Here is a 25,183-nt window from a genome sequence, read left to right as displayed (position 1 = left end):
CGACGCTTGCACCCATCCCCCCGGTGAAAGCTGGCAGGGCGTCTATGCTCAAGGGCCTGACCGTAAGTCAGTGTGTTTCTCAACCACAAGGAATGTTCATGATGAAAACCCTCAATACCCTGGCCCGCGCCATCGCCCTGGCCACCGTGCTGGGCAGCGCCAGCCTTGCCGCACACGCCGCCGATATCCCGCTGTCCGGGGCCGTCGAGGCCGATCAGGTGGTGACCAAGGTCCTGTCGGTGGACGCCGCCAAGCACCAGGTGGTGCTCGAAGGCGCCGGGGGCAAGCCGGTGCATGTGCAATTGAGCGATCAGGCCAAGGACCTGGGCCACCTCAAGGTCGGCGATCAGGTCAAGGTCACGGTCACCCACTCGGTGGTGGCGGTGCTCGACACCGACGTTGAAAAGGGCAAGCCCGATTCCAGCGAAGCCAGCGGCGTGGTCCGCGCTACCGCAGACAACCCCAACCCCGGCGGCGCAGCCTATCGCCAGGTGCAGGTGCAGTTGAAGATCACCGCCATCGACTTGAAGAAAAACCAGCTGACCTTCGAAGGCCCGGCGGGCAACAAGAAAGTGGTGAGCGTGGAGAAACCCGAAGTCCAGCAGCGCCTCAAGGACCTCAAGGTGGGCCAGAGCGTGCTGGTGACCTACACCGACATCCTGCAGGTCAGCACTGCCCACGAAGGCTGAAGGGGCAGGACTGAGGGGGGAGGCAATGGGCAATCGGGTTAACTGCACCGTGCAGTTTTATTCAGAATCTGCCCACGGACTTTCCCCGCCAGTTGCACTAGAATGCCAACCGTTCGCCCGGTGCAAGGGCTCTTTACCGGTGCAAGGATTGCCAAGGCCAGAGCACTGGGCGAACACCTTTCCCTGTCGCGTCCTGCGACTTTCCCGCTGTACATCACCCTGAATCGACCCTGGCTGGATGCTCCGGCGCAAGCCTGCCGTGCTCCCTCTACAGCGCCACCGGACTCAAGCTGACCTGGCGTGCAAGCAGGCTGACGAAGCCGCCTGGCTGCGCGTGGTCACCCTGCAGTGACAGCAGGACGATGTTCGGACCTATGGCCAGCGCCGCGACAGCTTCGTCTGCCCTGGGCAGCAACTGCCCGGTGACTCGCAGCCCTGCCTGTTCCCGGCTGATGCGTGGCCTGTCCTGGGTCGCGGCCCACAGGTTGTGATCCCAGACAAAATCGTCCTCCAGGCTCAACTCCACCTCATGCACCTGGCCCATCTGTGGCGGCGTGCCCAGCCATTGGCCCCGGCCTTCGCCGAACGCACTGCTGAAATTGACCCACAGGCTATGGTCGGCTTCGACATAAAGGGTGTTGAGGGTGATACGCATGGCCAATCCTTCCTTGGTGCTGCGGGTTCAAGAGGCGTTCAGCCGGCTTTCCGGGAGGCGGCCGGGCTGGATGGCAAGCGGCCACTGCGCTTGTTATTGCACAGTGCGCAGGCCTTCAACAGAATGCGCGATTGCCCGACCGGGACAGGTCGAGGGCGGTGAATGATAGCGGAGATCCTGGATTGATCTGGTTAAAACGTTTGCTCATGTCGGTGGGCGTGGTGGCGCTGGTATTGCTGGCGGCGGTCGTGTTCAAGAATGGCTTCTCCACGACGCCGGCCCATGTATTGGCCGAGCACCCTGATGCGCAGTGGCAGGGCGGCCCCGATGGTGGGCATTACATTGAAATCACCCGCTCCGAGCCGCCTTATTTCTTTGTGCAGGTGCGTCATGAAAGTGGCGACTTGTGGGATGAGGGCTGGCTCAAGTACGAGGACGGCGACGCCAGCGCCCTGACCACCGACAAGGTGCTGGCCTTCGACGGTGACGGAGTGATTTACCTGCAGCAACGCAAGGTACTGGCGCCACTGCGCTCCGCGGCCCATTGATGGCACCGAGCCTTAAGGTGGTGCAGCCCCATCTCCTGCGGCCCCCAGCCCATAGGCATCCCACAACTTGTTGCGGAACTTGTTCTGCGGATCGACCCGGGCCTTGAGGGCCAGGAACTCCCCGGCCCGTGGATAGGCCGCGCGAAACTGCTGGGCCGTGGCGTGGATCTGGTACGGCAGGTAGTAGCTGCCGCCGCGCTTGATCGCGCTGTCCACCAGGGACCGGGTCCATACGCCGACTTTCTCCCGCTCCTCTGGCGCGGTGCTCTGCTGGTAGTACAGCACCAGGGCGAAGACCTCGGTCTTGGCCCAGGCCAGCAGGGTACCGGGGTCGGCCTTGGCGTGGCGGATCGACAGGTTGATCACGTTGACCTTGTGCGCTCGCAGGGTCGCGCCCATCTCCTGGACGAAGCTTTCCAGCTGGTCGGGGGGCACGAAGTATTCCTGCAGCACGTAGGTGCGCTTGGCCCGGGAGTCGGGTTCCAGTTCGCGCACGTCGAGGCTGGCTTCGTGGTTGCGCCAGGACACTTGCGGTTTTTTCAGCACCAGGGGGTCGATCACTTCCTGGCGCAGGGTCTTGCCGCCGGGCCACTGGCTCACCACTTTCAGGGCCTTCTGTTCTTTCCAGTAGTTCTGGTCCAGGGGCGTGAGGCGTTCCTTGACCGTGACCGGCAGGTCGGTCTGGCTGTAGGAAACCGCGCGCAGGGTCTGGTACTGGTCGGGGTAGAGCACGGCGTTGTGCAGGATGACCTTGGGGTTGTTCTGGATCCGGGCCTGGAAGTAAGGGCGGTAGTCCCCCAGGGGCATCTCGTCGACGCTGCGCAGCAGGCGCACGTTGTCGCTCAGTTGCAGGGTGGCTTGGACGATCACCCCCAGGCCGCCGTAGCCGCCGATGGCGCCGTAGAACAGGTCGCGGTTGTGCTGCGGGCTGGCGTCCACCACTTGGCCGTCGGCCAGCACCAGCTTGATGGATTTCACCGAGCTCACCAGCGGGCCGTAGCCGATGTAGCGGCCGTGGGCGTTGACGCTCAGGGCGCCGCCGACGGTGAAGTTGGCGTAGCTCTGCATGATGCTCACGGACAGGTCGTGGGGGTCGATGTAGTCCTGCACGGCGCGCCAGGTGATGCCCGGCTGCACGGTGATTTCCTTGCGCTCCTTGGAGAAGTCGAGCACTTGGTTGAAGCCGCGCATGTCGATCTGCAGGGCGTGCTCGGTGGCGGTCTGGCCGCCCATGCTGTAGCGCCCGCCGCCAATGGCGATGGGGCCGGGGTGCCCGGCCACCAGCTGGACGATCTGCTCCAGGCGGGTGGGGCGCACCACCTGGTCCACCACTATGGGGTTGAGTTGGGTGATGTCGTTGACGGTTTCTGCGGCGTGGGTGGTGAGTGCGCCGCCGAGTGCCGCGCATAAAAACAGGCCGATCGCGAATCTCATTCGCCGTGTCCATCCCTGGTGGTGGCGCGCCGCTGATGGGGCGCAAGTGGCGGCAGAATAACGCCGCGACGGGGCCATGACCATGGGGGGCGCGCACCGGCTGCAAGGCCGGCATCGACCCGCGGGCCTTAGAGCGCCGGCAGGCCCAGGGTGGCGGCGCACTGCTCCAGGGAGCGCTGCTGGGTCTGGGCGTAGAGCTGCAGTTCGTCGAGGGTGGGGCGGCCCAGGGCGGCTTCGAACGCCTGGCGGTTGGACTGCCCGGCGTAGTGGCTCTGGCTGTTGTCCCCCAGGTTGGACTGGAAGATCCCGGCGGCGCTGACCGGCAGGAAATCTTCATACACCAGGGGTTCGGCGCTCAGGTGCCCGGCCGCCAGCAGCGCTGCCAGGGTGGTGGGGCGCTGGGGCTGGTTGCGCGCGGCCAGCCCGGTTTCGCTGACGAAGTAGCGAAAGTAGGCCAGGCCCTGTTCGCGCATGGCCGGGTGGCTGTCGGGAAATTCCCTGAAGTGCTCTTGCATCAGTTGGTTGTAGCGTTGGGCATTGGCTTCGTTGGGGAAGTCGCCCAGGGCGTCGCGGGCGGCGTTCAGCAGGCGGTCGTAGAGCTCGCGGCCCTTGGGGGTCAGCGCCGCGCCGCGCTGTTCGATCTCGCCGAAACGCGCGCTGTGGCTGCCCTGGCTCTGGGCCTGGTCGGTGAAGGCCACGGATTCCTCCAGGGCCTTGAAGCTGGTCTGGCGCAGCAGGATCGGGCATTCCCGGCGCGGCGGGCCTTCGATCACCGCCTTGGGGGTGATGCCGCGGGCAGGCATCAGCCGTTGCACTTCATCGATGTCCAGGGTGCGCGGGGTCAGGTGGTTGATGTGCGGGCCCTTGAAGGCCACCACGTCGGCGATCAGCCGGTGCTGGGCGCTGAGGCTGGCGTACTGGGCGGCGGTCACCGTGGCGTGGTGGTGCCAGCGGAAGGTTTCCAGGGCCTGGCGGATAAAGCGCTCGGCGTCTTCGGCGCCCAGGCCTCCGGCAGCCTCGGCCTGCTGGATCAGTTCCAGCACCTGGGGGGTAAAGATCTGGCGCCGGGCCAGGACCTGTTCGGCAAAGCTGCGCAGCTCGGGGTTGTCGATCAGCTCCAGGCGCAGCAGCGAGGTGAAGACCCGGAACGGGCTGACTTGCAGGGCCGCTTCGTGCACCGCGCGAAAGGCCGTGGAATGCACCGGCACCCCGGCGGGGGTCAGGTCGTAGTAGCCCACCGGCTGCATGCCCATCACCGCGAACAGCCGGGCCAGGGTCGCCAGCTCGGCGGCGCTGCCGACGCGGATCGCGCCGTGGCGCTCCAGGTCCAGGCGCTGCAACTCACCGCTGCTCTGCAGGTGCCGGGCAAGCGCCGGTTGCCGCTCCAGGACCTGGGCGTTGACTTCGGCCACCAGCTCCATCAGGGCGCCGTAGAGCGGCACCTCCTCGCGGTACATGTCCGACATCGCCCGGGAAAATCCCTGGCGGATCAGGTCCGGGCTGACGAAGTGCTGGTTGCTCATGAACAGGCTTCCCGTGGCAGAGGGCGAGGCGTGAAAGGGCGGGTCGGCCTCGATTCTGCTGGGCCCGCCCGAGGCTGACAAACGAAGTTTCCTCTGAACTTCATTCTGCAAATGAATGCATGGGCGGGCCGCTGTCAGTGCCGCTGGCGTTCCAGGAACTGCTGGTACAGCCGGGCACTGCGCACCGGGCGTTCGACCATGGGCATGTGCCCGATGCCCTCCCAGAGTTGCACCTGGGCCTGGGGCACGCCCTTGGCCCAGACCTGGGCGCTGCTGGGGTGCAGCAGGCGGTCCTCGCGGCCCCAGAGCAACAGGGTCGGGGCCTGGATCTTCGCCAGCTCGGGCTCCATGGGCGGGCTGGCCTGGAGCTCGGCGAAGATCCGCGCCAGTTGTCCGCGGCGCGCCTGATAGCGTTCGGCGATGGCCGCCAACACCGCTTCGGGCACCCGGGGCGGGGCGGCCATGGTCAGGCTGTAGAAGTGCTGGAAGTCGGCGCGGGAGCGCACCAGGAAGGGGTTCTTGCCCTGTTCCAGCAGGTGCTGCAGGTCGCTGGTCTCGGGGGCTTCGACCCCGGCCGGGTCGAATAGCGCCAGGCCGCTGATCCGTTGCGGGGCGTGGGCGGCCAGCCAGGCGGCGATATAGCCGCCCATGGAGTTGCCGATCACCTGCACCCGCTGGATGCCACAGGCGTCGAGCAAGCGCAAAAGGCGCTGGGCCTGGGCCGGAACGCGGTAGTCCTGGTGGGCGGCATAGGCGGTTTCGCCATGGCCGCCCAGGTCCGGGATCAGCAGCCGGTAGTCGCGGTTGAAGTGCCGGGCAAAACGCAGCCAGATGCTCTTGTCCGCGCTCAGGCCGTGCAGCAGCAGGATCACCGGCGCCTGGGCCGGGCCGCCCTGGTAGGTCATCAGGGTTTCTTCGCCGATCTGCACCGGGACTTTCTGCAGCCGGTACAGGCGTGCCTCCAGGGCCACGCTGGCGTCGTACAGCAGGTGGCCGATGCGCGGGTAGGTGCGGTAGCACCAGAGTGCGGCAAGTAGCAGCAGGACCAGGATCACCAGCATCGGCGGCCTCCAGGGGCAGGGTGGATCGGCTCAGGGGCGGCGCGCGCCGCGCTCGCCACTGCGAAGTCGGTTATCGGCCGCCCCTCGGTTATAGCCAAATAATCCCCACCTGCTGGCGCTGGCAGGCCGAAACTGGGCGTTGGCAGTCATGGCGATTTGAAACGCGACTGATAGACTTTCTGCAGCTGCTTGCCACCCGCTCGTTCCACCTTTACCCATTGCTGATCGGAGGCGACTTGCTCCCTGCGCAGGACACCAGAGGGAAGGGACTGTCATTGGCCAGGAGGCTTTATCGGTCACGGACCCTGGGCCTGGCCCTGGGTTTTTTCTGCGTCGCCGCGGGGATGGCGCCGCTGCAACCGGCGCCCTGGGTCTGGGGCTTGATGTTGTTCAATGCATTTGCCTGGCCGCACCTGGCCTACCAATGGGCGCGGCTGGCCCGGGTGCCGTTTCGTGCCGAGTACCGCAACCTGCTGGTGGATTCGCTGCTGGGGGGCTTCTGGGTCGGCGCCATGCATTTCAATCCGCTGCCGCTGGCCACCACCCTGGGGATGATGGCCATGAACAACATGGCCCTGGGCGGGTTACGTTTCTTCCTCGCCGGCAGTGCGGCCCAAGTGCTGGGCATGGGCGTTGCCCTGTGGCTGTTCGGGCCGGCGTTTGTCGCCCAGACCACCCCCGAGCAGGTGTATGCCTGCCTGCCGATGCTGACCCTGTACCCGCTGGCCCTGGGCTACATCTGCTATCAGCAGGCGGTGACCCTGGGCCGGCACAAGCGCGAGCTGCTGGCCCTGAGCCGCACCGACAGCCTGACCGGGCTGCTCAACCATGGCGCCTGGAAGGACCAGTTGGAGATCGAGTTCCAGCGCTGCAAGCGCCAGGCCCATGGTGGCGCCATCGCCCTGATCGACATTGACCACTTCAAGGCCATCAATGACACCTACGGCCATGTGGCCGGGGATGTGGTGCTGCGCCAGTTGAGCAAGCTGCTGCGGCAGAACCTGCGGGTCAGCGACCAGGCCGGGCGTTATGGCGGCGACGAGTTCTGCGTGATCCTGCCGGACGTGCCCCTGGCCCATGCCGCCGAACTGATGGAGGCCCTGCGCGGTCGTTTCGGCGCCCTGGGCTATGAACAGAGCCCGGCGCTGCAGGTCAGCCTGAGCATCGGCCTGGCGGCCTTCAACCCCCTGCACGACGACGCCATGGGCTGGCTCAACGATGCCGACCAGGCCCTGTATGCGGCCAAGACCTGCGGCCGCAACAACGTCACCTGCCATCCACCGGAGCAGCCGTCCAGGCGTCTGCTGAATTCGTTGTAGCCGCCGTTCCTTGTGCCCCGCGAAGGCGTCTGTGGGTACGCCGCGAGGGCGGGGGCGCTCCCTTCGCCGGCAAGCCGGCTCCTACAGGGGGGGCTCGCTGGTGGTTGTAGGAGCGGGCTTGCCCGCGAAGGCGTCTGTGGGGACGCCGCGAGGGCGGGGGTGTTCCCTTCGCCGGCAAGCCGGCTCCTACAGGGGGGCTTGCTGGTGGTTGTAGGAGCGGGCTTGCCCGCGAAGGCGCCTGTGGGTACGCCGCGAGGGTGGGGGTGTTTCCTTCACCGGCAAGCCGGCTCCTACAGGGGGGCTTGCTGGTGGTTGTAGGAGCGGGCTTGCCCGCGAAGGCGTCTGTGGGTACGCCTCGGGGTCGGGGGTGTTCCCTTCGCCGGCAAGCCGGCTCCTACGGGGGTGGGGGTCAGTCGTGGGTGGGGTGCAGGCGCCGGGCCAGTTCCAGGGCGGTGCGGCCGCTGGCGATGCCCGGCACCAGTCGGGCGAAGGGGATGTCGATCAGCCGGTCTTCGCGCACCGCGCGCAATCGCGACAGCACAGGGTCGCTGTGCAGCAACTGGCGTTTGCGCCGGGCGGGCGACCACAGGGCGTCGGCCAGGAGCATGGCGTCCGGGTCGTTGGCCAGCAGGGTCTCGCTGTCCACGGTCAGGCGCGGGCGGTCGATGGCGGCAAAACTGTTGCGCGCACCGGCCGCTTGCAGCAGCACGCCGACAAACCCTTGCTGGCCCTGGCTGGCCAGGCCGTTGACTTCGCTGTCCAGGTAGAACACCGAAGGGGTCGGGCGCCCGCGGTACAGGGCTGCGGCGGCCTCCAGGTCGGCATCCATCTGGCCCACCAGTTGCTGCGCGCGAGCTTCCTGGCGCAGCAGCCGGCCCAGGGTCAGCAGGTCGCGGCGGATATGCCCGAAGTAGTCCTGGTCATGCCCGGCGCAGGCCGATTCCAGCAGGTAGCTGCCTACGCCTATGGCCCCCAGGCGTTGCCGGGAGCTGAAGTTTTCCGGGAAGGCCGAGGCGAAGCCGCCCACCACCAGGTCGGGTTTGAGGCTGTAGAGCACTTCTGCCGACGGGTACTGGCGGGCGATGACCGGCACGCCGTGGTAACGCCCTTCGGCCTGGGCCTGGCCATCGTCGTCCAGATAGGCGACGCCGATCATCAACGGCCCGGCACCCAGGGCCAGCAGCAGGTCGGCGCTGTGCTGGTTGAGGGCGACGATGCGCTGGGGCGGGCCGTCTACCGTCCAGGTCCGGCCACAGTTCTGGTAGCTGTGCGCCAGGGCCGGCAGGGCCGCCAGCCACAGCAGCAGGCCGAGCAGTCTGCTAGGCATCCGCCGGTCCTCCGTAGGGTGCGGGAATCCGTAGATCCGCCACCGGCTCGCCCTGGACCAGGTGCTGCTGCACCAGGCGCAGCACCTCGCCGTCATCGCGCACCCGGTACCAGCAGCCGTCCGGGTGCACGGTGAGTACCGGCCCCAGGTTGCACGGGAACTGGCAGGCGGTGCGGGTCAGCAGCACGCCACCGGGCGTCTCCATGTGCTCCAGGCGCAGCAGTTCGCGGCGCAGGGTCTTCCACAGCGCCAGGGCGCCGCGCCGCACGCAGCGCGGGCCGGTGCACAGGAACACCTGGCGGGCATGGGGCGGCACCCGCGACCAGTCCGGGTCGCTCTGCACCGCGTTGACGTTGTCGCAGGCCAGGTGGCGCTCGCGCTGGCCGATGCTGGCGCAGGCCAGGGCCGCGTCCAGCCCGCGCCGGCCCAGGGCCTGGGCGGTGATCCACAGCCGCGGTGCCTGGGGGTGGGCCTGGGCCAGGCGCCCCAGCTCATCGCGCAGCCAGTCCAGGTAGGCACTGTCGGAGCTGGGTTCCAGGTCCACCACCAGCAGCTTCGCGCCGTCCTCGGGCAGGGCTTCGCCCAGGGCCGCCCAGAGGCTGTCGAAGCCGTCCAGGGTGTCGATCACCCGGGTGTCGGCGCCGTCGCCGCGCAGGGCCTCGAGCTCCTTGCCAAAGGCTTCGCCGAGGGCGCCGCCGTGCAGGCCGGGGCCGACGAACAGCACCCGTTGATAGTTCTCATGCATGTCGGTCGGCCTCAGAAGCGGTAGGTGTAGCGCACTTCGGTGGTGAAGGGGCGCCCCAGGTTGTCCACCGAGGGCGAGGTGCTGGTCATGCTGGTGCTGTAGTCGCGGTCGAACAGGTTCTCCACCAGCAGGCTCAGGCGGTGCTGCTGGGCCGTATCCAGGTAGCGATAGGCATCGGCGTCGACCACCGAATAGTGGCCGTAGTCGACGTTCTTCGGGCTGTCGATCTGGCCGATGTAGCGGACCGCACCACCCACGCCCCACATCCGGTCCGGGGCTTCGAAGCCCAGCCGCGAACGGGCGAAGAAACCGGGGATGTTGCTCAGGGTCACGCCGTTGCGCGACTCCACCAGGTTGCGGGTCATGTCCGCCTGCAGGGTCCACTGCGGGCTGAACTGCCAGCGCCCGTCGAGTTCGATGCCACGTACCTTGATCCGGCCTTGGCCATTGACCCAGTCGATGCCGTCGAGGGCGATCAGGTCGTCGATCTTGCGCTGGAACACCGTGGTGCTGGCATTGAAGTCGCCGGCCAGCAGGCTGCCCTTGTAGTCCAGGCCCAGCTCGGCATTCACGCTCTTTTCCGGCTTGAGGTTGCGGTTGCCCTTTTCATCCTCTTCATTGGCGAACAGCTGCTCGGCATTGGGCAGCTTGAAGGCGCTGCCGAACTGGCCGCGCAGTTGCCAGTGGGGCGAGAGGTCATACAGCGAGGTGAGCATGCCCACAGTGGCGCTCTCGCCGCCGCTGATTTTCTCGTGGCGCACGCCCAGGCTCGGGTGCCAGTCGGGCAGGGCTGCGAATACCGGGCGCAACTGAGCGTAGAGGGCATTGGCCCGGGCGCTGTTGTCGTCGATCTTGAGCACGTCGTCCTGGCCCTTGAACCACTGGTTGTCGGTGCCCAATACCAGCACGTGGCCGCCGTCCAGCTCGGCCTTGCCCTCGGCCTGCAGGCCCCAGTCGGTGAAGCCCCAGTAGTCGTTGTGGTTGCGCACCTTGAGGCTGGCGTCGTCGAGGCTGTCGATCTTGGTGTAGCGGGTGTCCCAGTCGTTGACATGGCCCTTGACGAAGTAGCTGAAGCCTTCGCCCAGGCGCTGCTCGAAGGTCGCGGTGGCGATCTGCTGGATGCGGTCGTTGGTGGTTTTCCGGTTGTTCACCGGGCGGGCGAAATCCAGGTTGGCGTCGCTGTACTGGTAGAACAGTTCCAGCCGCGAAGCGTCGCCAAGGCCCTGGATCGCCTTGGCGCCGAAGGTGGTCACTTCATAGCTGCGTTTCTTGTCCCGGGTGTTGGCGTTGTAGGCGCTGTTGCGAAATGGCTGGTAGCCATCGGAGACGTTGTGGCTGACATAGGCCAACAGCCCCAGCTCGCCCAGGCCGTTGCTGATGATGCGTTCGGCGCGGGCGTCGCCGCTCTGGCCCATGAAACTGTCCAGGCCCAGGTTGACCTCGCCGGAGACGTCGCGGGTCTGCGGGCTGCGGGTGACGATGTTGATCACCCCGGACACCGCCTGTGTACCGAACAGCAGGCTCTGGCCACCCTTGAGCACCTCGATGCGTTCGATCGCGTTGGCCGGCAGGGTATCGAGGTACAGGCCGCCGTACAGGCGGTTGTTCAGGCGCACGCCGTCCAGCAGGATCAGGGTGTCGTCGTTGCGCCCGCCCAGCAGGGAATAGGTGCCGTAGTCGAAGGGGCCATTCTTGGGCGCCACATACAGCCCCGGCACGTACATCTGCAGGACCCGGGTGATGTCGCTGCTGGGGCCGGCGCGTTCGATCTGCTGGCGGTCGATGATCTCCACCTTGCTGCCGTACCGGGCCATTTCGGCCACCGTGGTGGACTCCACCGAGGGGGCGGAAACAAATTGCCGGTCCAGCGTCAGGGGGCTGTCGTCCGCCAGCAGCAGGGGGCTGAACAGGCAGCCGAGCAGGGCGCCGCTCATGGTGCGGCGAGGGGCACGCCAGTCGCGTGCAAGGAAAGTGTCAGGAGTTGTCATTGTTGGTCTTCTCGAAAGTGTCTTCGGGAAGCACGCAGGAGAGGGTATCGGCCACGGGCACGCGACCATACCGGCCCATGCCCGCCCACCGCAGGATTGCCAAACAGACGTCTCAGGCCGGTCTCCGGGCTTGCGAGTCTGGCGGCATTCGCCTTCCCATACCTTGGGTACAGTGGCCTGTTGAATGCAGCACTCGCTTACCGTTGCGGGGGCAGCACCGGACTTGCCCGAAAAGGGGCGCACCGGTTTCCCGTTTCACCTCCTGCACGGCGGCAGGAGGCACCTGAAACTGGGCGGCATATGAACATCCGCCCCGGCGTTCGTCAACGTTGCGCCTGCCGCCAGGTGTTACCGGATTCATCGCCCCGACGCTTCTGTAGCCGCTGCCGAGCCCGCGAGGCTGCGCAAAGGCCCGCAGGGCCTTGCTTGGCAGTCTCATGTCGAGCGCCTCAGCGGTCTTGAGATTTCGCGCCCCTGCGGGCCGTTCTTCCGAACGCGGCCCGAGCCTGCGGCTACAGGAACAGGGCGCTTTGCGGGGCCAGGTGCCGCTGTGCGTGCAGGGCCGTGCGTGACTCGCAGGCCTGCAGCGGCACCGCCCGTACCGAGTCGCCCGGTTGCAGTTGCAGGCGTTTGGCGGTCAGCCGGTCCACCAGCAGGCAACCCGAAACCAGGCGCCCGGGGGCGGCGGTGATGCGGCAGCTTTCCAGGCGCCGGTTGTGGATCAGCCACACCGGTGCCTGTGCGTCCGGAGTGCCTGCCAGCAGGGGCAGGGTCTGGCTTTCGCGCACGCTGCGGATCTTCGCCACCTCGGCCTCGATCAGCGGCCCGCCATCGAAGATGTCGATGCAGCCCTGATGGCTGAAGCCTTCGTCGCGCAGGATGCTCACCGCCTGTTCGGTGCTGGCGTGGGCCTGGCCGATGGCGGCCTGCGCCTGGGGGCTGAGCAGGCAGGTGTACAGCGGCTGGCGCGGCATCAGTTCGGCGATGAAGGATTTGCTGCCGTGGCTGGACAGGCGATTGGCCTGCTGGAAACCCATCTTGAAGAAGTGCCGCCCCAGGCTGTCCCAGAACGGCGAGCGGCCCTGGCTGTCGAGCTGGCCGCGCAGTTCGGCCACCAGCTTGTCGCCGAACAGCCGGGGGAATTCGGCGACAAACAGCAGGCGCGCGGTGGACAGCAGGCGGCCGGTGTAGCCCTGGCGGTGATCGCGGCGCAGGAACAGCGAGCACAGCAGCGACTGCCCGGTCATCTCGTTGCACAGGAACAGGGTCGGGATGTGCTTTTCGATGCCCAGCACCGGGGCGCTGCCGTGGGTAGTGCCGACCCGGTAGTTGTAGCAGGGCTCGCGCAGGCCGATGGCGCCGCTCAGGCCGCAGACCCCGATCACCTGCTGCTCGTCATCTTCCATGACGAACAGGTAGTCGGCATCGGCCCGCTCCACCTGGTTGGCGAAGGCCCGCTGCGCCCAGCGCACCCGATGGGCCAGGCGCTCGGGGTCGGTGGACAGGTTGTTCAGTTCGCGACAACTGCCTTCGAGCAGGCTCAAGACCGCCGGCAGATCGGTGACGCGGATCGGACGGACGATCATTGGCGGGCTCCTGGCAATGACGCCGGGCAGGGGGGCAACAGGGGCCGGTTCATAAGGCCACGCTCCGTACCGGCTCGCCCGGCGCCAGTTGCAGGGCCTGGAACATGGCCGGGTCGAGGCCGATTTCATCGCCCGGGGCGCTGTCCAGCGCTGCGACTATGGCGCGAAAGCCCTGCAGCCGCTCGTTGCTCAGCAACCACTGTTGGCCCTGGCCGCTCTGGGGGCTGGGGCAACTGGTGGCGACCCGGCTCTGGGCGATCGAGCGCAGTTGTTGGCTGCGCCCCTGCAGGGTCGGCCCGGCATCGAACAGGTCGACGTACTGGGTCGGCGCGAAGCCTTCGTCGATCAGGATCTGGCAGGCCTCCCGGGCATCCGGGTGAACCTGGCCGATGCAGTCCTGGGCCGCCTGCGCCAGCATCGGGATGTACAGCGGGTACTGGGGCATCAGTTCGGCGAGAAAGCCGCGGCCCTGCAGGGCGCACAGGCGCTCGGCCTCGACATAGGGCAGGTCGAAGAAGTGCTGGCCCACGGCTTGCCAGAACGGTGACTCGCCGTTGGCGTCGCTGTAGCCGACGATCTCGCTGATGCAACTGTCGGCGAAGCGCTGGGGGTGGGCGGCGATGAACAGCAACCGCCCGCGGGAGGTGAGCTGGGCCAGTGGCGTACCGCCCAGTTGTGGGTCGACATGGAAGCTGCGCAGCAGGGTTTGTTCGCTGAGGTCGTGGCACAGCGACAGGGTGGGCACCCCGTGCTGGATGTTCAGCTCCCGGGAACGGCTGAAGAACGGGCGGTTGCGCAGGCTGTAGAAGGGGCTGGCAAAACCGGCAGTGGCGAGGATGTCCGAGCAGCCGCGCAACTGGCCGCTGTCGAGGTCCTCGAGCACCAGGAAATAGTTCTCCGGGCCCTGGCTGGCATCGCTCTTGGCGAAGGAGGCCAGGGAGTCGAGGATCTTGTCCCGCAGGCAGGTTTCGTCATCCACCAGGGAGGTCACGCCCAGCAGGCGTTCGCGGGCCAGGCGCCGCAGTTGGGGCAGATCGGATAACGCCACCGGACGCAAGGCCAGCATGGGTGTACTCCTGTATCAAGGGCCGCTTGCCCCAGGGGGGCAGGCACTGGCCAGACATCACTGTCGGTTACCACGCAGTTCCATGGCCGCGGCATCCGGCGGCCAGTCCCCGGGCCGCTCTTGCTGGCGGCACCGGGGTTGGCGCGACGCCCTGGGGCGCCGCGCGGGTGCAACTATTGCTTGAGCGGGTCGGGCAGGGCGGCGCCGCTGCCCAGCTTGTTCAGCAGGAACAGGTAGACCAGCCCGGCGAGGATCCAGATGGCGCCGAGTTTCTGCGCATCCACGCCCATGTTGTACATGATGGCGCTGACGATCACGAAGCCGATCACCGGGCAGATCAGGTGGCGCACCACCTGGCCGGACTTCTGCCGGCGCCAGTAGAAATTGATCACGGTGATGTGCAGCAGCATGAAGCCGCTCAAGGCGCCGAAGTTGACCAGGGAGGTCAGGGTGTCCACCGAGTTGATGAACAGGTAGCAGATCAGCAGCGACAGCACCGCCACCAGGTAGATGCTGATGTGCGGGGTGTTGTGCTTGGGGTGGACCTTGGCCAGCACCTTGGGCAGCTTGCCGTCGCGGGCCATGCCGAACAGCAGGCGCGACACCGCGGCCTGCGAGGTGATGGCCACCGCCACGCCCCAGGCCAGCGCCGTGGCCACTCCGGTGAGGATAGCCAGCCAGCTGCCGGCGGCCAGTTCGGCGATTTCATAGAAGGCGGTGTCGGCGGACTTGAAGCCCATGCCGGCGGCCAGGTCGGTGGCGATCCAGGTCTGTACCACGAAGATCGCGCCCATCACCACCAGGGTGATCAGCGCGGCGCGGCCGACGCTGCGGCCCGGGTCGCCCTTGACCTCTTCGGCGAGCGTGGAGATGGCATCGAAGCCGAGGAACGACAGCACCGCGATCGAGACGCCCTGCATCAGCATGCCGAAGTGGAAGTTCTCCGGGTTGTACAGCGGCGCCAGGGTCAGCTGGCCGTTGCCGGCGCCCCCGTGCAGGGCATTCCAGGCGTAGAACAGGAAGATCCCCAGGACCGCCAGTTGCGCCAGCAGGAACAGGATGTTCATCCGCGCGGTGAAGGTGATGCCGCGCAGGTTGACGAAGGTGGCGCTGACCAGGAACGCCAGGATGAAGCCGACCTTGGGCACTTGCGGGTACAGGTGGTTGAGCGCCATGGCCGCGTAGACGTAGAGCAGCGGCGGGATCAGCAGGTAGTCCAGGAGCATCAGCCAGCCGGCAAGAAAGCCCACATGGGGGTTGAGGCCGCGCTGGGCGTAGGAATACACCGAGCCGGCGATGGGAAAGGCGCGGGCCATGGCGCCGTAGCTCAGGGCGGTGAAGACCATCGCCACCATGCCGATGATGTAGGCCAGGGGCACCATGCCCGGGGCTTCCTGGTTGACGTAGCCGTAGACCCCGAACGGGGCGATGGGAATCATGAAAATCATCCCGTAGACCACCAGGTCACGCAGGCTCAGCCCGCGCTTGAGTTCCTGTTTGTAGCCGAATTCTTCAATCTCCATGAAGCCGTTCTCCTTGAGCCTGTGTAAGTGGGTAAAGGCGGGGCCCTGCGGGTCGTCATTGACACCTCGGGCCGCGCTTTCGTGTTTGAACCTGGCAGGGTTTAAAGACACACCACAGCGGTTTTTCTAGTTGTTGTACCGGTCCTGCAAACAGCGTTTTGGCGCGCCGGGTGAGTCCTTCGGGGCGCGCCGGTCAAACCTTTCTCTCGCCGCGGCTACAGCAGCGGCGCCAGTGTATCGCTCCAGTGCTGCACCGCTTCAGGGGTACGCAGCAGATCGTTGCGCACCTCGATCAATACCGACGCCAGGCCTCGGGCGTCGCCGTGCACCGGCACGGTCATGTCGCTCAACGGGTCGATCTCGTAGGGCTGGTTGCCCGCCACCTTGATCGGCAGCCTCCACAGCCCTTCGAGGATCCGCGCCGCGTAGTCGGTGGCGCTGCCATACAGCACGCCGATTTCCAGCGCGCGCGGCTGCCCGTAGTAGACCGGGGTGAAGCTGTGGATCCCCACCACCCGCACTTCACGGCCCTGGGCCAGGCGCCGGTCGATGATCCGTTGCAGGCGCTGGTGAAAGGGCGTGAACAGCTGCTGGCGGCGGTACTCGCGAGTGGCCTCGTCCAGCTGCTGGTTGCCCGGCACCTGATAGATCTCGCTTTGCAGCGGGATGCTGTCGGGGGCGTGGCGCGGCCGGTTGAGGTCGATCAGCAGGCGCGAATAATTGGCCGCGATCAGGGTCGCGCCCAGGGCCTGGGACAGGCTTTGGGCCAGTTCCAGGGCGCCCGGGTCCCAGGCGATGTGTTCGCGGGCCGCCAGCGGATCCAGGCCCAGGTCGTGCAGGGCCGGTGGAATGTAGTGGCTGGCGTGTTCGCACACCAGAATCAGCGGATGCTCGGAGTCTTCACGGATCAGGCGGTAGGCCGGCTCGGTGTAGAACCCCAGCTCGGCGGATTTAGTACAGGTGTCCATAGTGCTCACAGAGTTGGGCAGCGGTCAGGTGCTCGGTCAGGGACACTTCCTTTTGTTTGACGGCGAAGTAGGTGGCCAGCAGGTCCTGGGGCAGGAACTGCAGCAGTTCAGTGTTGCCGCGCAGGCATTCCAGGGCCTGGGGCAGGGAGCCCGGCAGCGGCACGATGCCACTGGCCAGGCGTTGCTCGGCGCTCAGGTCCGAGGGGGCCTTGTCGGTCACCGCATTGAGCACCCGTTGCTGTTCGAGGCCCAGGCGCCCGGCCATCAGGATGACCGCCATGGCCAGGTGCGGCGAGGCGGTGGCATCCAGGGCGCGGAATTCCAGGTTGTACTGCGGCGCCACCGGCTTGCCGCCCAGGCTCAGGGTCGGGCAGATGCGCAGCGAGGCTTCGCGGTTGCGCAGGCCCAGGCAGGCGTAGGAGGCGCTCCAGTGATGGGGCTGCAGGCGCTGGTAGGAAATCGGCGTGGGCGCGGTGAAGGCGCACAGCGCCGGCAGGTGCCTGAGCACCCCGGCGGCCCAGTGCTGGCCCAGGCTCGACAGGTCGTCGCCACTGACCGCGTGGGGGTCGTAGAGCAGTGGCTCGCCGTCCAGGTTTTGCAGGCTCAGGTGCAGGTGCACCCCGTTGCACACCGCGTCATCGGCGGTCTTGGGCGCGAAGCTGACCCGGTGCCCCATTTGCCGGGCGATTTCCCGGGTGATCTCGCGCACGTTCACCGCCCGGTCGGCAGCGGCCAGGCCCTGGGTTGGGCGGCAGGTGATCTCGTACTGCTGCTTGCCGTATTCGGGGAGGAACATTTCCGGTTCGGCGCCGGCGGCCCGCAACGCCGCCAGCAGCCAGCCACCGAAGGCCGCGCCCTGGCGCTGGGCTTCCAGGGAGAAGGCCAGGTGCTCGCGCTGGCCGGTGCCGGTGTCGAGGTTGAATTCATGCTCGAAGGCCGCGGTGATCTGGATGCCCAGCTCGCGGTAGCGCTCGATTTCCTTGCGCAGCAGGGTGCGCGGGCAGGCCGCCCAGGGCTTGCCGTCGGTCTCGCAGATGTCGGCGTGGATGAAATCCAGCGGGGCCGCGCTGGCATCCGGCCCGGCGCCGACACTGACCCGGCTGTCCAGGTCGGGGATCAGCCGCAGGTCGCCATAGGCGCCCCAGGGGTTGTCCTCGGCGATCAGGTCCTGGGGCGTCAGCGCGCTGTTGGCCGGCACCCAGCCGCAGCCGCCGGCCTTGTAGCGCTCCAGTTCGTCGCTGGGAAAGGAACGGCCACGGGTGACGCCGATCAGGTCGGTGGTGACGATGCTGGTCATGGCCACCGGGGTCAGGGCCTCGATGCCCTGGCCGCGGCTCATCCGCGGATCTCCCGCAGGCGGCCGAGTACGGTGTCGGTGTCGGTGATCCAGCAGTAGCCCTTGATTGCGTTGAGGCAGGCCTGGTGCCGGGTATCGCCGTAGGTGGCGCAGGCATCTTCCACCAGGGTTACCAGGTAGCCGCGGTCGGCGGCGTCGCGCACGGCCATGTCCACGCACTGGTCGGTGACGATCCCAGCGATGATCAGGTGGCGGGTTTCCAGGTTGCGCAGCACGTAGTCGATGTTGGTGGAGTTGAACACCCCGGAGGAGGTCTTGGGCAGCACGATCTCGTTTTCCACCGGTTCGAGCTCGGCAATGATCGCCGCCTGGGGGCTGCCCTTGGGCAGGTGCATGTCCGACAGCTTGTGGTCCAGGGAGCGGTCACGGCCATCGGCGGTCAGGCTTTCGATAATGGTGTGCAGCACGTTCTGCCGCGCCTCGCGCACCGCCGCCAGCAGCCGTTGCTGGTTGGGGATCACCCGCTCTCGTGCGCGCTTGAGAAAGGCCTCGCCCTCGGGCCCTTGCAGGTGCGGGTCGAACTGCGGTTCAAGCCACGCCCGCTGCATGTCCACCAGCAACAAGGCGGTGTGGTCGACGACGAAGGGCAGGTCCCGGGGCGAACGGTGGGGCAGGCTGAACATCCTTATTTTTCCTCCAGCACATGGGTAGCAAATTCCGCCCGCAGGGCATCGATGCCCTCCAGGCGTTGATCAAGATGAGGGCTGCGCGGGGTCAGGCAGGCCACCAGCGCCTCGACCTGGGCCAGCGCCGGCACCAGGGTGTCGAAGGGCGACAAGGATTCCACCGGTGCACTGATGACCAGGTCCGCCAGCTCCCGCAGCGGCGAGGCATAGATATCGGTGAACAGCACCACCCGGGCGTTGCGTGCCTTGACCGCACTGGCCACGCGCATGGCCTGGGACTGGTAGCGGCGGTAGTCGAACAGCAGCACCAGGTCCTGGCGCTGGATATCGAACAGGCGGTCCGGCAGTTGGGCGTTGTCGTCAAGGAAGAAACAGCCCGGGCGCATCAGCCGCAGGTGGTTGAACAGGTAGAGGGCGAGGAAGCTGCTGAAGCGGCCGCCGAAGCAGTACACCGAATGCCGGCTGTCCAGCAGCCAGTCCATGAGCACGCGGATGTCTTCGGGCTGGGTCAGGGCCTGGGTGTCCTGCAGTACGCGCTGGCTGTGGGCCAGGTAGCGGCCCCAGGTATCGCCCTGGGCCACTTGCGAGCGCGGGCGCAGCAGGGTGCTGGGGGAGCGCAGGCGGTCGTCCATGTCACTGAGCAGCGCTTCCTGGAATTCGCCGTAGCCGCTGAAACCGAGCTTCTTCACCAGGCGCACGATGGTCGGATCGCTGACCCCGGCGTGTTCCGCCAGGCGTGACATCGGCCCCAGCCCGTTGCGCGGGTAGTGATCGAGCAGGGCCCGCACGACCTTGCGCTCGGAGGGCGTGAGGTCGAGGGCGGGGTCGGTGATCAGGTCTCTGAGAGAGGGCATCGGGGTGCCTTGGAAAATGATGTCGTTTTTATTTCATAAAATGGCGAAATGGATATTTATGTAATAGACGCTACATGTCTAGTGAATTTTCCGCTGATATCAAATTGCCCTGAAATGGGGCGTTTTCAGGTGGGAATCTGTTGTTGGCGGGGCGGGAAGCCGCGTTGCGGCACATAGGGGAGCGATCGAAACAGGGGCTGGCTTACACCGAGCAGGCCGAATACAGTGGCGCGACCGCCCCGGACAGCCACCGGCGTGCTGTTTTGCTATGAACCTTGGAGGCGGTTGCAGCAAAGAGGTTGCATCTGCCCGGCCCGTGTAGGTTTGCCAATCGTTAACGCCAGAGTAAACACCGTGCAGGCCACCCGTCTGACCCTGATCTGCCACGCCCGCACCGCCGCCCAGAAGCTGGCGCGCTTTCCCCGGGACGAACCCCTGGAACTGGACTGGCAAGCCCAGGCCTTGAGCCGCGCCGGTGATTTCAAGCGCAGCGTCCGGGTGCTGTGCGGGCCCGAGTTGCGCACCCGCCAGAGCGCCCAGCTGTTCAGCGCCGAGCATGAGGTGCAGGACGCCTTGCGTGACTGTGATTTCGGCGCCTGGCAGGGGCTGCGTATCGATGAACTGCAAGAGCGTGAACCCGAGGCGCTGCAGGCCTGGCTCAGGGACCCGCAGCTGGCGCCACCGGGAGGCGAATCCCTGGCCCAGCTGTGCCAGCGCGTGGCGCATTGGCTGGAGGTCATGGCGCAGCGCCCGGGCCACTGGCTGGCGGTGACCCATCCCTTCGTCATCCGCGCCGGGCTGGTGCAGGTGCTGCAGGCGCCGCTGGCCAGCTTCAACCTGATCGACATCGAGCCCCTGTCCCGGCTCGACCTGAGCCACGCCGGTCGCTGGCGCCTGCGCCTGCCCGGGGCCCCGACGCCATCCCGGTAGCCGCTGCCGAGCCCGCGAGGCTGCGCAAAGGCCCGGGGGGGCTTGCCTGGCCATCTCCCGCCGGACATGCAACGGCCTCCAGGCCAGCATCGCCGCGCCGATGCCCGCCGCCCCAGGGGGCCACAGAGGCATTTCTCATCAGGCCAAAGCGCCGCATACTGGCCCGCTGGCAAAACAGCGAGAGCAAGCCCATGAAAACCCTCCTGGTGATCGGCATCGGCGCCGGCAACCCCGACTACATCACGATCCAGGCGATCAAGGCGCTGAACCGCAGCGACGTGGTGTTTCTCATGGACAAGGGGCCAAGCAAGGATTCCCTGATCGACCTGCGGCGCGAGCTGTGCGAGCGCTACCTCACCGAGCGGCCCTTTCGTTACGTCGAGGCGCAGAACCCTGAGCGTGAGCGCCGCGACGTGGACTACCAGGCCAGTGTGCAAGCCCTGAACCGCGACAAGCAGCAGGTCTTCGAGCGGCTGATCAATCAGGAACTGGCGGACGGTGAAACCGGCGCTTTTCTGGCCTGGGGCGATCCGGCGCTGTACGACAGCACCCTGCGCATCCTGCAGCAGATCCTGGCCAGCGGCACGGCGTCGTTCGAGTACGAAGTGATCCCCGGCGTCACCAGTGTCCAGGCCCTGACGGCCCGGCACAAAGTGCCGCTGAACCGCATTGGCCGTTCCGTGGAAATCACCACCGGACGCCGCCTGGCAGCGGGGCAGGCCGGCTCCGCCGACAGCCTGGTGGTGATGCTCGACGCCGAGGATTCCTACCGCCACCTGCGCAACCAGGGCCTGGACATCTACTGGGGGGCCTACCTGGGTACCGCGGATGAAATCCTCATCAGCGGCCCCTTGGACCAGGTGGCCGACGAAATCCGCCGTGTGCGCCTGCAGGCCCGCCAGACCCATGGCTGGATCATGGACACCTACCTGCTGCGCAAACCCCAGGACTGACGCCCCGCCGAACCTGCGTCGACCGATTGCATCCCGCTCCTGCACGTCTCTTCTGTAGGAGCGGGCTTGCCCGCGAAGGCGCCGGAATGGACGCCGCCGGATCAGCGTCGCCCCCATCGCCGGCAAGCCGGCTCCTACATCCCCAATCTTCTGTAGGAGCGGGCTTGCCCGCGAAGGCGTCGTGATGGACGCCGCCGGATCAGCGTCGTTCCCTTCGCCGGCAAGCTGGCTCCTACGGGCGCGGTGGTGGGGGGCTTTCCAGGCCGCGGCCGAAGCGCTCGCGGTACACCGATGGCGGTACGCCCACCAGGCCGCGAAAGGCCACGCGAAAGCTCTCCACCGAGCGATAACCGCAGCGCAGGGCAATGCTTTCGGTACTCTCGCTGCCGCTTTCCAGCAGTTCCTTGGCCCGGGCCAGCCGTTCATGCTGCAGCCAGGCCTTGGGCGAGGCGCCAGTGGCGTCGTGGAAGCGCCGCAGGAAGGTGCGTTCGCTCATCAGCGCCCGGGCCGCCAGTTCGCTCACGCTCAGCGGTTGATGCAGGCGCTCCCGGGCCCATTGCATGACCCGCGACAGGTCGCTGCGCGGGGTGCGGCTGACCGGTGCGGGAATGAACTGCGCCTGGCCGCCGGTGCGTTGCGGCGACATCACCAGGCGCCGGGCCACGCTGTTGGCCACCTGGGTACCGAAATCCCGGGCCACCAGGTGCAGGCAGGCATCGATACCGGCGGCGCTGCCGGCAGACGTGATCAGTTGGCCGGCGTCCACATAGAGCACGTCCGGGTCCACCCGGATATTCGGGAAACGATCGGCCAGCTCGCGGGCGTAGCGCCAGTGAGTGGTAGCGCTACAACCATCCAGCAGTCCGGTCGCGGCCAGAACGAACACCCCGGAGCAGATCGACAGCAGCCGCGCACCGCGTTGGTGGGCCTGGCGCAGCGCTTCCAGCAACTTCGGCGGCGGCGCCTGCTCGCGGCTGCGCCAGCCGGGAATGATGATGGTCCGCGCCTGCTCCAGCAGCTCCAGGCCCCCGTCGGCCAGCACCTGGATTCCGCCCAGGGCACGCATCGGGCCGGGGTCCACCGCGGCGATGGTTTGCCGGTACCAGGGGAAATCGAACTCCGGCCGTTCCAGGCCGAAGATTTCCACGGCAATGCCGAATTCGAAGGTGCAAAGGCCGTCGTAGGCCAGGATCGCGACCACACCGGGAGGATTGTGCATTTGGCGGAAAGTTACCAGTCAGTGTCCGGGTCGCCACTTTAGCGTGGTGGGGCAGGGCCTATAAAGTCCTTCCCACCTTAATCGCGAGTTTCTGGAGACGCCCATGACCAGCCTGGTCCGCAGCACTGCCGCCGCCCCTTCGGCCATTGCCCTGATGCATTTTTGCAACCGCCTGACCTTTGAAACCGACTGTTCCGACGTCCACAGCAGCCAGGAGGCCGGTGAAGTGGATTTTGTCCTGGTGGATGTGCGTGGTCCTGAAGCCTTTGCCCGTGGCCATGTCCCCGGGGCGATCAATCTGCCCGGGCGCTTGCTCAGCGCCGAACACCTGGCCGGTTATCCTCGCGACACCCTGTTCGTGGTGTATTGCGCCGGCCCTCACTGCAATGGCGCGAACAAGGCGGCGGTCAAGCTGGCGGCCCTGGAATACCCGGTCAAGGAGATGATCGGCGGCGTCACCGGCTGGCTCGATGAGGGCTTCGAGCTCAGCACCGGGCAACCGCGCCGCGAGGGAGCGGATCTGTCCTGCGCCTGCTGAAGGGCTGACTCCGCTGGTAGCGGCCTTGGGCTGCAGCTAGCGGGGATGTGTCGGTAAAAATGACCCATTCTGAGGCGAACGTCGGGATTTTCAGGGGCAAACGCATCATGCCGGGGCGAGGGAGGAGGCAGAGGATCGCGGGCGCATATTTTTTATAAGTATTTGTCGCATAAACACAATTTGCATCCCGGGAGCCGCTCTAGACTGCTGGCCACTTCGATTTGCCCCCCAATCGAAACCAGCCAATAAAAGCCTCCGTCTCCTGGAGTTATAAATGAACAAGTTTGCGCTGTTCGGTGCCCTGGCACTGTCGCTGTTTTCCTTCACCGCTTCGGCCGACGAGGCCAAGCCGATCCGTATCGGTATCGAAGCCGGCTACCCGCCGTTCTCGATGAAGACCCCCGACGGCAAGCTCACCGGTTTCGATGTCGACCTGGGCAATGCCCTGTGCGAGCAGATGCAGGCCAAGTGCACCTGGGTCGAGCAGGAGTTCGACGGCCTGATTCCGGCGCTGAAGGTGAAGAAGATCGACGCCATCCTGTCGTCCATGACCATCACCGACGACCGCAAGAAGAACGTCGATTTCACCATCAAGTACTACCACACCCCGGCGCGCTTCGTGATGAAGGCCGGCACCAGCATCAAGGACCCGTTGACCGAGCTCAAGGGCAAGAAAGTCGGCGTGCTGCGGGCCAGTACCCATGACCGCTTCGCCACCGAAGTGCTGGTGCCGGCTGGCATCGACCTGGTGCGCTATGGCTCCCAGCAGGAAGCCAACCTGGACATGGTCTCCGGCCGCGTCGACGCGCTGCTGGCGGATTCGGTGAACCTGGACGATGGCTTCCTGAAAACCGACGCTGGCAAGGGCTTCGCCTTCGTGGGCCCTGAGTACAACGATCCGAAATACTTCGGCGGCGGTGCCGGCATTGCCGTGCGCAAGGGGGATCAGGAACTGGCCGGGAAATTCAACAAGGCCATCACCGAGATCCGTGCCAACGGCAAGTACAAGCAAGTGCAGGACAAGTACTTCGATTTCGACGTCTACGGCGAGTAAGCCCGGGCGTTGAAAAAGGTGGTTGCCGGGGGCCGGCAGCCACCTTTTTTGTGCGCCACTGTTTTATTCTGCGCCACGCCTTTTTCTGATCTCCGGAGTTGCCATGCAACGCATCGACCATTCCTTGCCCTGGGGCCACCTGGGCACCCAGCGCCAGCTCAGTGTGTTCCGCTTTGGCAGCGGCCCGCGCAAGGTGTACATCCAGGCCAGCCTGCACGCCGACGAGCTGCCCGGCATGCGCACTGCCTGGGAGCTCAAGCAGCGCCTGGCGCAGCTGGAGAACCAGGGGCGCCTGCAGGCAGTGGTCGAGCTGGTGCCGGTGGCCAATCCCATCGGTCTCGACCAGCAGGTGCAGGGCAGCCACCTGGGGCGTTTCGAGCTGGGCAGCGGCAAGAATTTCAATCGCGCCTTCGTCGAGCTCAGCGGCCCGGTGGGCGACTTGATCGGCAAGCAATTGGGGGACGACGCCACGGCCAATATCGCCCTGATCCGCCGGGCCATGGTCCAGGTACTGGATGAGCTGCCAGCGGCTGATTCGCAGCTGCAGGCCCTGCATCGCTTGCTGTTGCGCCATGCCTGCGACGCCGACATCACCCTCGACCTGCACTGCGATTTCGAAGCGGCGATCCACCTCTATGCCTTGCCCCAGCACTGGCCTCGCTGGCAGTCCCTGGCGGCGCGGCTCAAGGCCGGGGTGGCGCTGTTGTGCGAAGACTCCGGCGGCAGCTCTTTTGATGAATCCTGTTCCGCGCCCTGGCTGCGCCTGGCCCGGGACTTTCCCCGGGCGGCGATTCCCCCGGCAAACCTGGCCGCCACCCTGGAGCTGGGCAGCATGGGCGACACCCGGGTGCAGCAGGCCCGGGCCAACTGCGAAGCCATCCTGGGGTTTCTCGCCGAACAGGGGCTGATCAGCGGCCAGTGGCCGGCCGCTGCGCAGCAGTGCTGTGAAGGCATGCCCTTCGAAGGCACCCAGTACCTGTTCGCCCCCCACCATGGCGTGGTCAGTTTCCTGCGCGATGCCGGAGAGTGGGTGGAGCGTGGCGATGCCCTGTTCGAAGTGGTGGACCCCTTGAGCGATCGCGTCAGCACCGTGTGTGCCGGCACCAGCGGCGTGCTCTTTGCCCTGGACCGTGGGCGCTATACCCAGCCGGGCATCTGGCTGGCCAAGGTGGCCGGCCGCGAGGCGATTCGTGAAGGCAAGCTGATCAACGACTGAACCG

The 25,183-nt window shown here is 66.5% G+C and carries 23 protein-coding genes and 1 riboswitch; of the genes, 8 read left to right on the top strand and 15 right to left on the bottom strand.

Going from position 1 to position 25,183, the window contains the following annotated elements; genetic code table 11:
- The first annotated feature begins 101 nt into the window (after positions 1 to 101).
- Complete coding sequence (locus KCG88_RS23425) at positions 102 to 689, top strand: hypothetical protein (RefSeq protein ID WP_047285577.1); 588 nt, start codon at positions 102 to 104, stop codon at positions 687 to 689.
- Between the two features lie 268 nt (positions 690 to 957).
- On the opposite strand, the gene KCG88_RS23420 is transcribed toward KCG88_RS23425, so the two are convergent.
- Positions 958 to 1,344 carry a hypothetical protein gene (locus KCG88_RS23420; protein WP_210713198.1) on the bottom strand — a complete coding sequence of 129 codons (387 nt, stop codon included), beginning with the start codon at positions 1,342 to 1,344 and terminating at the stop codon, positions 958 to 960.
- A gap of 182 nt (positions 1,345 to 1,526) precedes the next feature.
- Here KCG88_RS23420 and KCG88_RS23415 point away from each other — a divergent pair, with 182 nt between their 5' ends.
- Positions 1,527 to 1,892: a hypothetical protein gene (locus KCG88_RS23415; protein ID WP_047285580.1), complete on the top strand. Its 366-nt coding sequence runs from the start codon at positions 1,527 to 1,529 to the stop codon at positions 1,890 to 1,892.
- Positions 1,893 to 1,904: 12 nt separating this feature from the next.
- Here the strand turns inward: KCG88_RS23415 and KCG88_RS23410 are convergent, their stop codons facing one another.
- The 3 genes from KCG88_RS23410 to KCG88_RS23400 all read right to left on the bottom strand — a co-directional run bounded on the left by KCG88_RS23410 (position 1,905) and on the right by KCG88_RS23400 (position 5,910).
- Entirely contained in the window at positions 1,905 to 3,326 is a 1,422-nt protein-coding gene (locus KCG88_RS23410) for an FAD-binding oxidoreductase (protein ID WP_210713197.1), read from the bottom strand.
- Positions 3,327 to 3,454: 128 nt separating this feature from the next.
- A complete protein-coding gene (locus tag KCG88_RS23405) occupies positions 3,455 to 4,849 on the bottom strand; it encodes a VOC family protein (protein WP_210713196.1) in 1,395 nt (464 codons plus the stop codon).
- Between the two features lie 134 nt (positions 4,850 to 4,983).
- The gene (locus KCG88_RS23400; RefSeq protein ID WP_210713195.1) at positions 4,984 to 5,910 is read right to left on the bottom strand and encodes an alpha/beta fold hydrolase; all 927 of its coding nucleotides are present in this window, start codon (positions 5,908 to 5,910) and stop codon (positions 4,984 to 4,986) included.
- 236 nt (positions 5,911 to 6,146) lie between these two features.
- Here KCG88_RS23400 and KCG88_RS23395 point away from each other — a divergent pair, with 236 nt between their 5' ends.
- Positions 6,147 to 7,229 carry a diguanylate cyclase gene (locus KCG88_RS23395; protein ID WP_047336357.1) on the top strand — a complete coding sequence of 361 codons (1,083 nt, stop codon included), beginning with the start codon at positions 6,147 to 6,149 and terminating at the stop codon, positions 7,227 to 7,229.
- A gap of 409 nt (positions 7,230 to 7,638) precedes the next feature.
- Here the strand turns inward: KCG88_RS23395 and KCG88_RS23390 are convergent, their stop codons facing one another.
- The 10 genes from KCG88_RS23390 to KCG88_RS23345 all read right to left on the bottom strand — a co-directional run bounded on the left by KCG88_RS23390 (position 7,639) and on the right by KCG88_RS23345 (position 19,269).
- Complete coding sequence (locus KCG88_RS23390; protein ID WP_210713194.1) at positions 7,639 to 8,556, bottom strand: ABC transporter substrate-binding protein; 918 nt, start codon at positions 8,554 to 8,556, stop codon at positions 7,639 to 7,641.
- Complete coding sequence (locus KCG88_RS23385; protein WP_210713193.1) at positions 8,549 to 9,301, bottom strand: (2Fe-2S) ferredoxin domain-containing protein; 753 nt, start codon at positions 9,299 to 9,301, stop codon at positions 8,549 to 8,551. Before KCG88_RS23385 ends, KCG88_RS23390 begins: the two co-directional genes overlap by 8 nt.
- An 11-nt stretch (positions 9,302 to 9,312) precedes the next feature.
- A complete protein-coding gene (locus KCG88_RS23380; protein ID WP_210713378.1) occupies positions 9,313 to 11,235 on the bottom strand; it encodes a TonB-dependent receptor in 1,923 nt (640 codons plus the stop codon).
- Between the two features lie 151 nt (positions 11,236 to 11,386).
- A riboswitch (cobalamin riboswitch) is annotated at positions 11,387 to 11,591 on the bottom strand.
- Between the two features lie 210 nt (positions 11,592 to 11,801).
- Positions 11,802 to 12,875 carry an arginine N-succinyltransferase gene (locus KCG88_RS23375; RefSeq protein ID WP_210713192.1) on the bottom strand — a complete coding sequence of 358 codons (1,074 nt, stop codon included), beginning with the start codon at positions 12,873 to 12,875 and terminating at the stop codon, positions 11,802 to 11,804.
- 49 nt (positions 12,876 to 12,924) lie between these two features.
- On the bottom strand, positions 12,925 to 13,941 hold the full coding sequence (locus KCG88_RS23370; RefSeq protein ID WP_210713191.1) for an arginine N-succinyltransferase: 1,017 nt from the start codon (positions 13,939 to 13,941) through the stop codon (positions 12,925 to 12,927).
- Positions 13,942 to 14,114: 173 nt separating this feature from the next.
- Positions 14,115 to 15,464: an APC family permease gene (locus tag KCG88_RS23365; RefSeq protein WP_210713190.1), complete on the bottom strand. Its 1,350-nt coding sequence runs from the start codon at positions 15,462 to 15,464 to the stop codon at positions 14,115 to 14,117.
- Between the two features lie 215 nt (positions 15,465 to 15,679).
- Positions 15,680 to 16,432 carry an N-formylglutamate amidohydrolase gene (locus KCG88_RS23360; protein WP_011060542.1) on the bottom strand — a complete coding sequence of 251 codons (753 nt, stop codon included), beginning with the start codon at positions 16,430 to 16,432 and terminating at the stop codon, positions 15,680 to 15,682.
- Positions 16,416 to 17,771 carry a glutamine synthetase family protein gene (locus KCG88_RS23355; protein ID WP_210713189.1) on the bottom strand — a complete coding sequence of 452 codons (1,356 nt, stop codon included), beginning with the start codon at positions 17,769 to 17,771 and terminating at the stop codon, positions 16,416 to 16,418. Before KCG88_RS23355 ends, KCG88_RS23360 begins: the two co-directional genes overlap by 17 nt.
- Positions 17,768 to 18,412 carry an isochorismatase family cysteine hydrolase gene (locus KCG88_RS23350; protein WP_011060544.1) on the bottom strand — a complete coding sequence of 215 codons (645 nt, stop codon included), beginning with the start codon at positions 18,410 to 18,412 and terminating at the stop codon, positions 17,768 to 17,770. Before KCG88_RS23350 ends, KCG88_RS23355 begins: the two co-directional genes overlap by 4 nt.
- A gap of 2 nt (positions 18,413 to 18,414) precedes the next feature.
- Positions 18,415 to 19,269, bottom strand: a complete 855-nt coding sequence (locus tag KCG88_RS23345) for a MurR/RpiR family transcriptional regulator (RefSeq protein ID WP_047285599.1) — start codon at positions 19,267 to 19,269, stop codon at positions 18,415 to 18,417.
- 354 nt (positions 19,270 to 19,623) lie between these two features.
- On the opposite strand from KCG88_RS23345, the gene KCG88_RS23340 reads away from it, so the two are divergent.
- On the top strand, positions 19,624 to 20,199 hold the full coding sequence (locus tag KCG88_RS23340; protein WP_047285602.1) for a histidine phosphatase family protein: 576 nt from the start codon (positions 19,624 to 19,626) through the stop codon (positions 20,197 to 20,199).
- Between the two features lie 191 nt (positions 20,200 to 20,390).
- The gene (gene cobF / locus KCG88_RS23335) at positions 20,391 to 21,152 is read left to right on the top strand and encodes a precorrin-6A synthase (deacetylating) (protein ID WP_210713188.1); all 762 of its coding nucleotides are present in this window, start codon (positions 20,391 to 20,393) and stop codon (positions 21,150 to 21,152) included.
- Between the two features lie 232 nt (positions 21,153 to 21,384).
- Here the strand turns inward: cobF and ftrA are convergent, their stop codons facing one another.
- Positions 21,385 to 22,371, bottom strand: a complete 987-nt coding sequence (gene ftrA, locus KCG88_RS23330) for a transcriptional regulator FtrA (protein WP_210713187.1) — start codon at positions 22,369 to 22,371, stop codon at positions 21,385 to 21,387.
- Between the two features lie 103 nt (positions 22,372 to 22,474).
- Here ftrA and KCG88_RS23325 point away from each other — a divergent pair, with 103 nt between their 5' ends.
- The 3 genes from KCG88_RS23325 to KCG88_RS23315 all read left to right on the top strand — a co-directional run bounded on the left by KCG88_RS23325 (position 22,475) and on the right by KCG88_RS23315 (position 25,179).
- Positions 22,475 to 22,909, top strand: coding sequence for a rhodanese-like domain-containing protein (locus KCG88_RS23325; RefSeq protein WP_210713186.1), 435 nt, complete (start codon positions 22,475 to 22,477; stop codon positions 22,907 to 22,909).
- 274 nt (positions 22,910 to 23,183) lie between these two features.
- A complete protein-coding gene (locus tag KCG88_RS23320; protein ID WP_011060550.1) occupies positions 23,184 to 23,963 on the top strand; it encodes an ABC transporter substrate-binding protein in 780 nt (259 codons plus the stop codon).
- A gap of 103 nt (positions 23,964 to 24,066) precedes the next feature.
- The gene (locus KCG88_RS23315; RefSeq protein WP_047336314.1) at positions 24,067 to 25,179 is read left to right on the top strand and encodes a succinylglutamate desuccinylase/aspartoacylase family protein; all 1,113 of its coding nucleotides are present in this window, start codon (positions 24,067 to 24,069) and stop codon (positions 25,177 to 25,179) included.
- The last annotated feature ends 4 nt before the right edge of the window (positions 25,180 to 25,183 follow it).

Origin of the sequence: Pseudomonas sp. MWU349 (genome assembly GCF_017947325.1) — a bacterium.
Lineage (GTDB): Bacteria > Pseudomonadota > Gammaproteobacteria > Pseudomonadales > Pseudomonadaceae > Aquipseudomonas > Aquipseudomonas protegens.
Note: the sequence above shows the minus strand (reverse complement) of the source record. Positions and strands in the feature narration are given on the sequence as shown.

Bases quoted from the DNA above. Each gene is read 5' to 3' on its own strand.
- KCG88_RS23425 (WP_047285577.1), top strand. From the start codon at position 102: ATGAAAACCCTCAATACCCTGGCCCGCGCCATCGCCCTGGCCACCGTG.
- KCG88_RS23420 (WP_210713198.1), bottom strand. From the start codon at position 1,344: ATGCGTATCACCCTCAACACCCTTTATGTCGAAGCCGACCATAGCCTG.
- KCG88_RS23410 (WP_210713197.1), bottom strand. From the start codon at position 3,326: ATGAGATTCGCGATCGGCCTGTTTTTATGCGCGGCACTCGGCGGCGCA.
- KCG88_RS23405 (WP_210713196.1), bottom strand. From the start codon at position 4,849: ATGAGCAACCAGCACTTCGTCAGCCCGGACCTGATCCGCCAGGGATTT.
- KCG88_RS23400 (WP_210713195.1), bottom strand. From the start codon at position 5,910: ATGCTGGTGATCCTGGTCCTGCTGCTACTTGCCGCACTCTGGTGCTAC.
- KCG88_RS23390 (WP_210713194.1), bottom strand. From the start codon at position 8,556: ATGCCTAGCAGACTGCTCGGCCTGCTGCTGTGGCTGGCGGCCCTGCCG.
- KCG88_RS23385 (WP_210713193.1), bottom strand. From the start codon at position 9,301: ATGCATGAGAACTATCAACGGGTGCTGTTCGTCGGCCCCGGCCTGCAC.
- KCG88_RS23380 (WP_210713378.1), bottom strand. From the start codon at position 11,235: ATGAGCGGCGCCCTGCTCGGCTGCCTGTTCAGCCCCCTGCTGCTGGCG.
- KCG88_RS23375 (WP_210713192.1), bottom strand. From the start codon at position 12,875: ATGATCGTCCGTCCGATCCGCGTCACCGATCTGCCGGCGGTCTTGAGC.
- KCG88_RS23370 (WP_210713191.1), bottom strand. From the start codon at position 13,941: ATGCTGGCCTTGCGTCCGGTGGCGTTATCCGATCTGCCCCAACTGCGG.
- KCG88_RS23365 (WP_210713190.1), bottom strand. From the start codon at position 15,464: ATGGAGATTGAAGAATTCGGCTACAAACAGGAACTCAAGCGCGGGCTG.
- KCG88_RS23360 (WP_011060542.1), bottom strand. From the start codon at position 16,432: ATGGACACCTGTACTAAATCCGCCGAGCTGGGGTTCTACACCGAGCCG.
- KCG88_RS23355 (WP_210713189.1), bottom strand. From the start codon at position 17,771: ATGAGCCGCGGCCAGGGCATCGAGGCCCTGACCCCGGTGGCCATGACC.
- KCG88_RS23350 (WP_011060544.1), bottom strand. From the start codon at position 18,412: ATGTTCAGCCTGCCCCACCGTTCGCCCCGGGACCTGCCCTTCGTCGTC.
- KCG88_RS23345 (WP_047285599.1), bottom strand. From the start codon at position 19,269: ATGCCCTCTCTCAGAGACCTGATCACCGACCCCGCCCTCGACCTCACG.
- cobF (WP_210713188.1), top strand. From the start codon at position 20,391: ATGAAAACCCTCCTGGTGATCGGCATCGGCGCCGGCAACCCCGACTAC.
- ftrA (WP_210713187.1), bottom strand. From the start codon at position 22,371: ATGCACAATCCTCCCGGTGTGGTCGCGATCCTGGCCTACGACGGCCTT.
- KCG88_RS23325 (WP_210713186.1), top strand. From the start codon at position 22,475: ATGACCAGCCTGGTCCGCAGCACTGCCGCCGCCCCTTCGGCCATTGCC.
- KCG88_RS23320 (WP_011060550.1), top strand. From the start codon at position 23,184: ATGAACAAGTTTGCGCTGTTCGGTGCCCTGGCACTGTCGCTGTTTTCC.
- KCG88_RS23315 (WP_047336314.1), top strand. From the start codon at position 24,067: ATGCAACGCATCGACCATTCCTTGCCCTGGGGCCACCTGGGCACCCAG.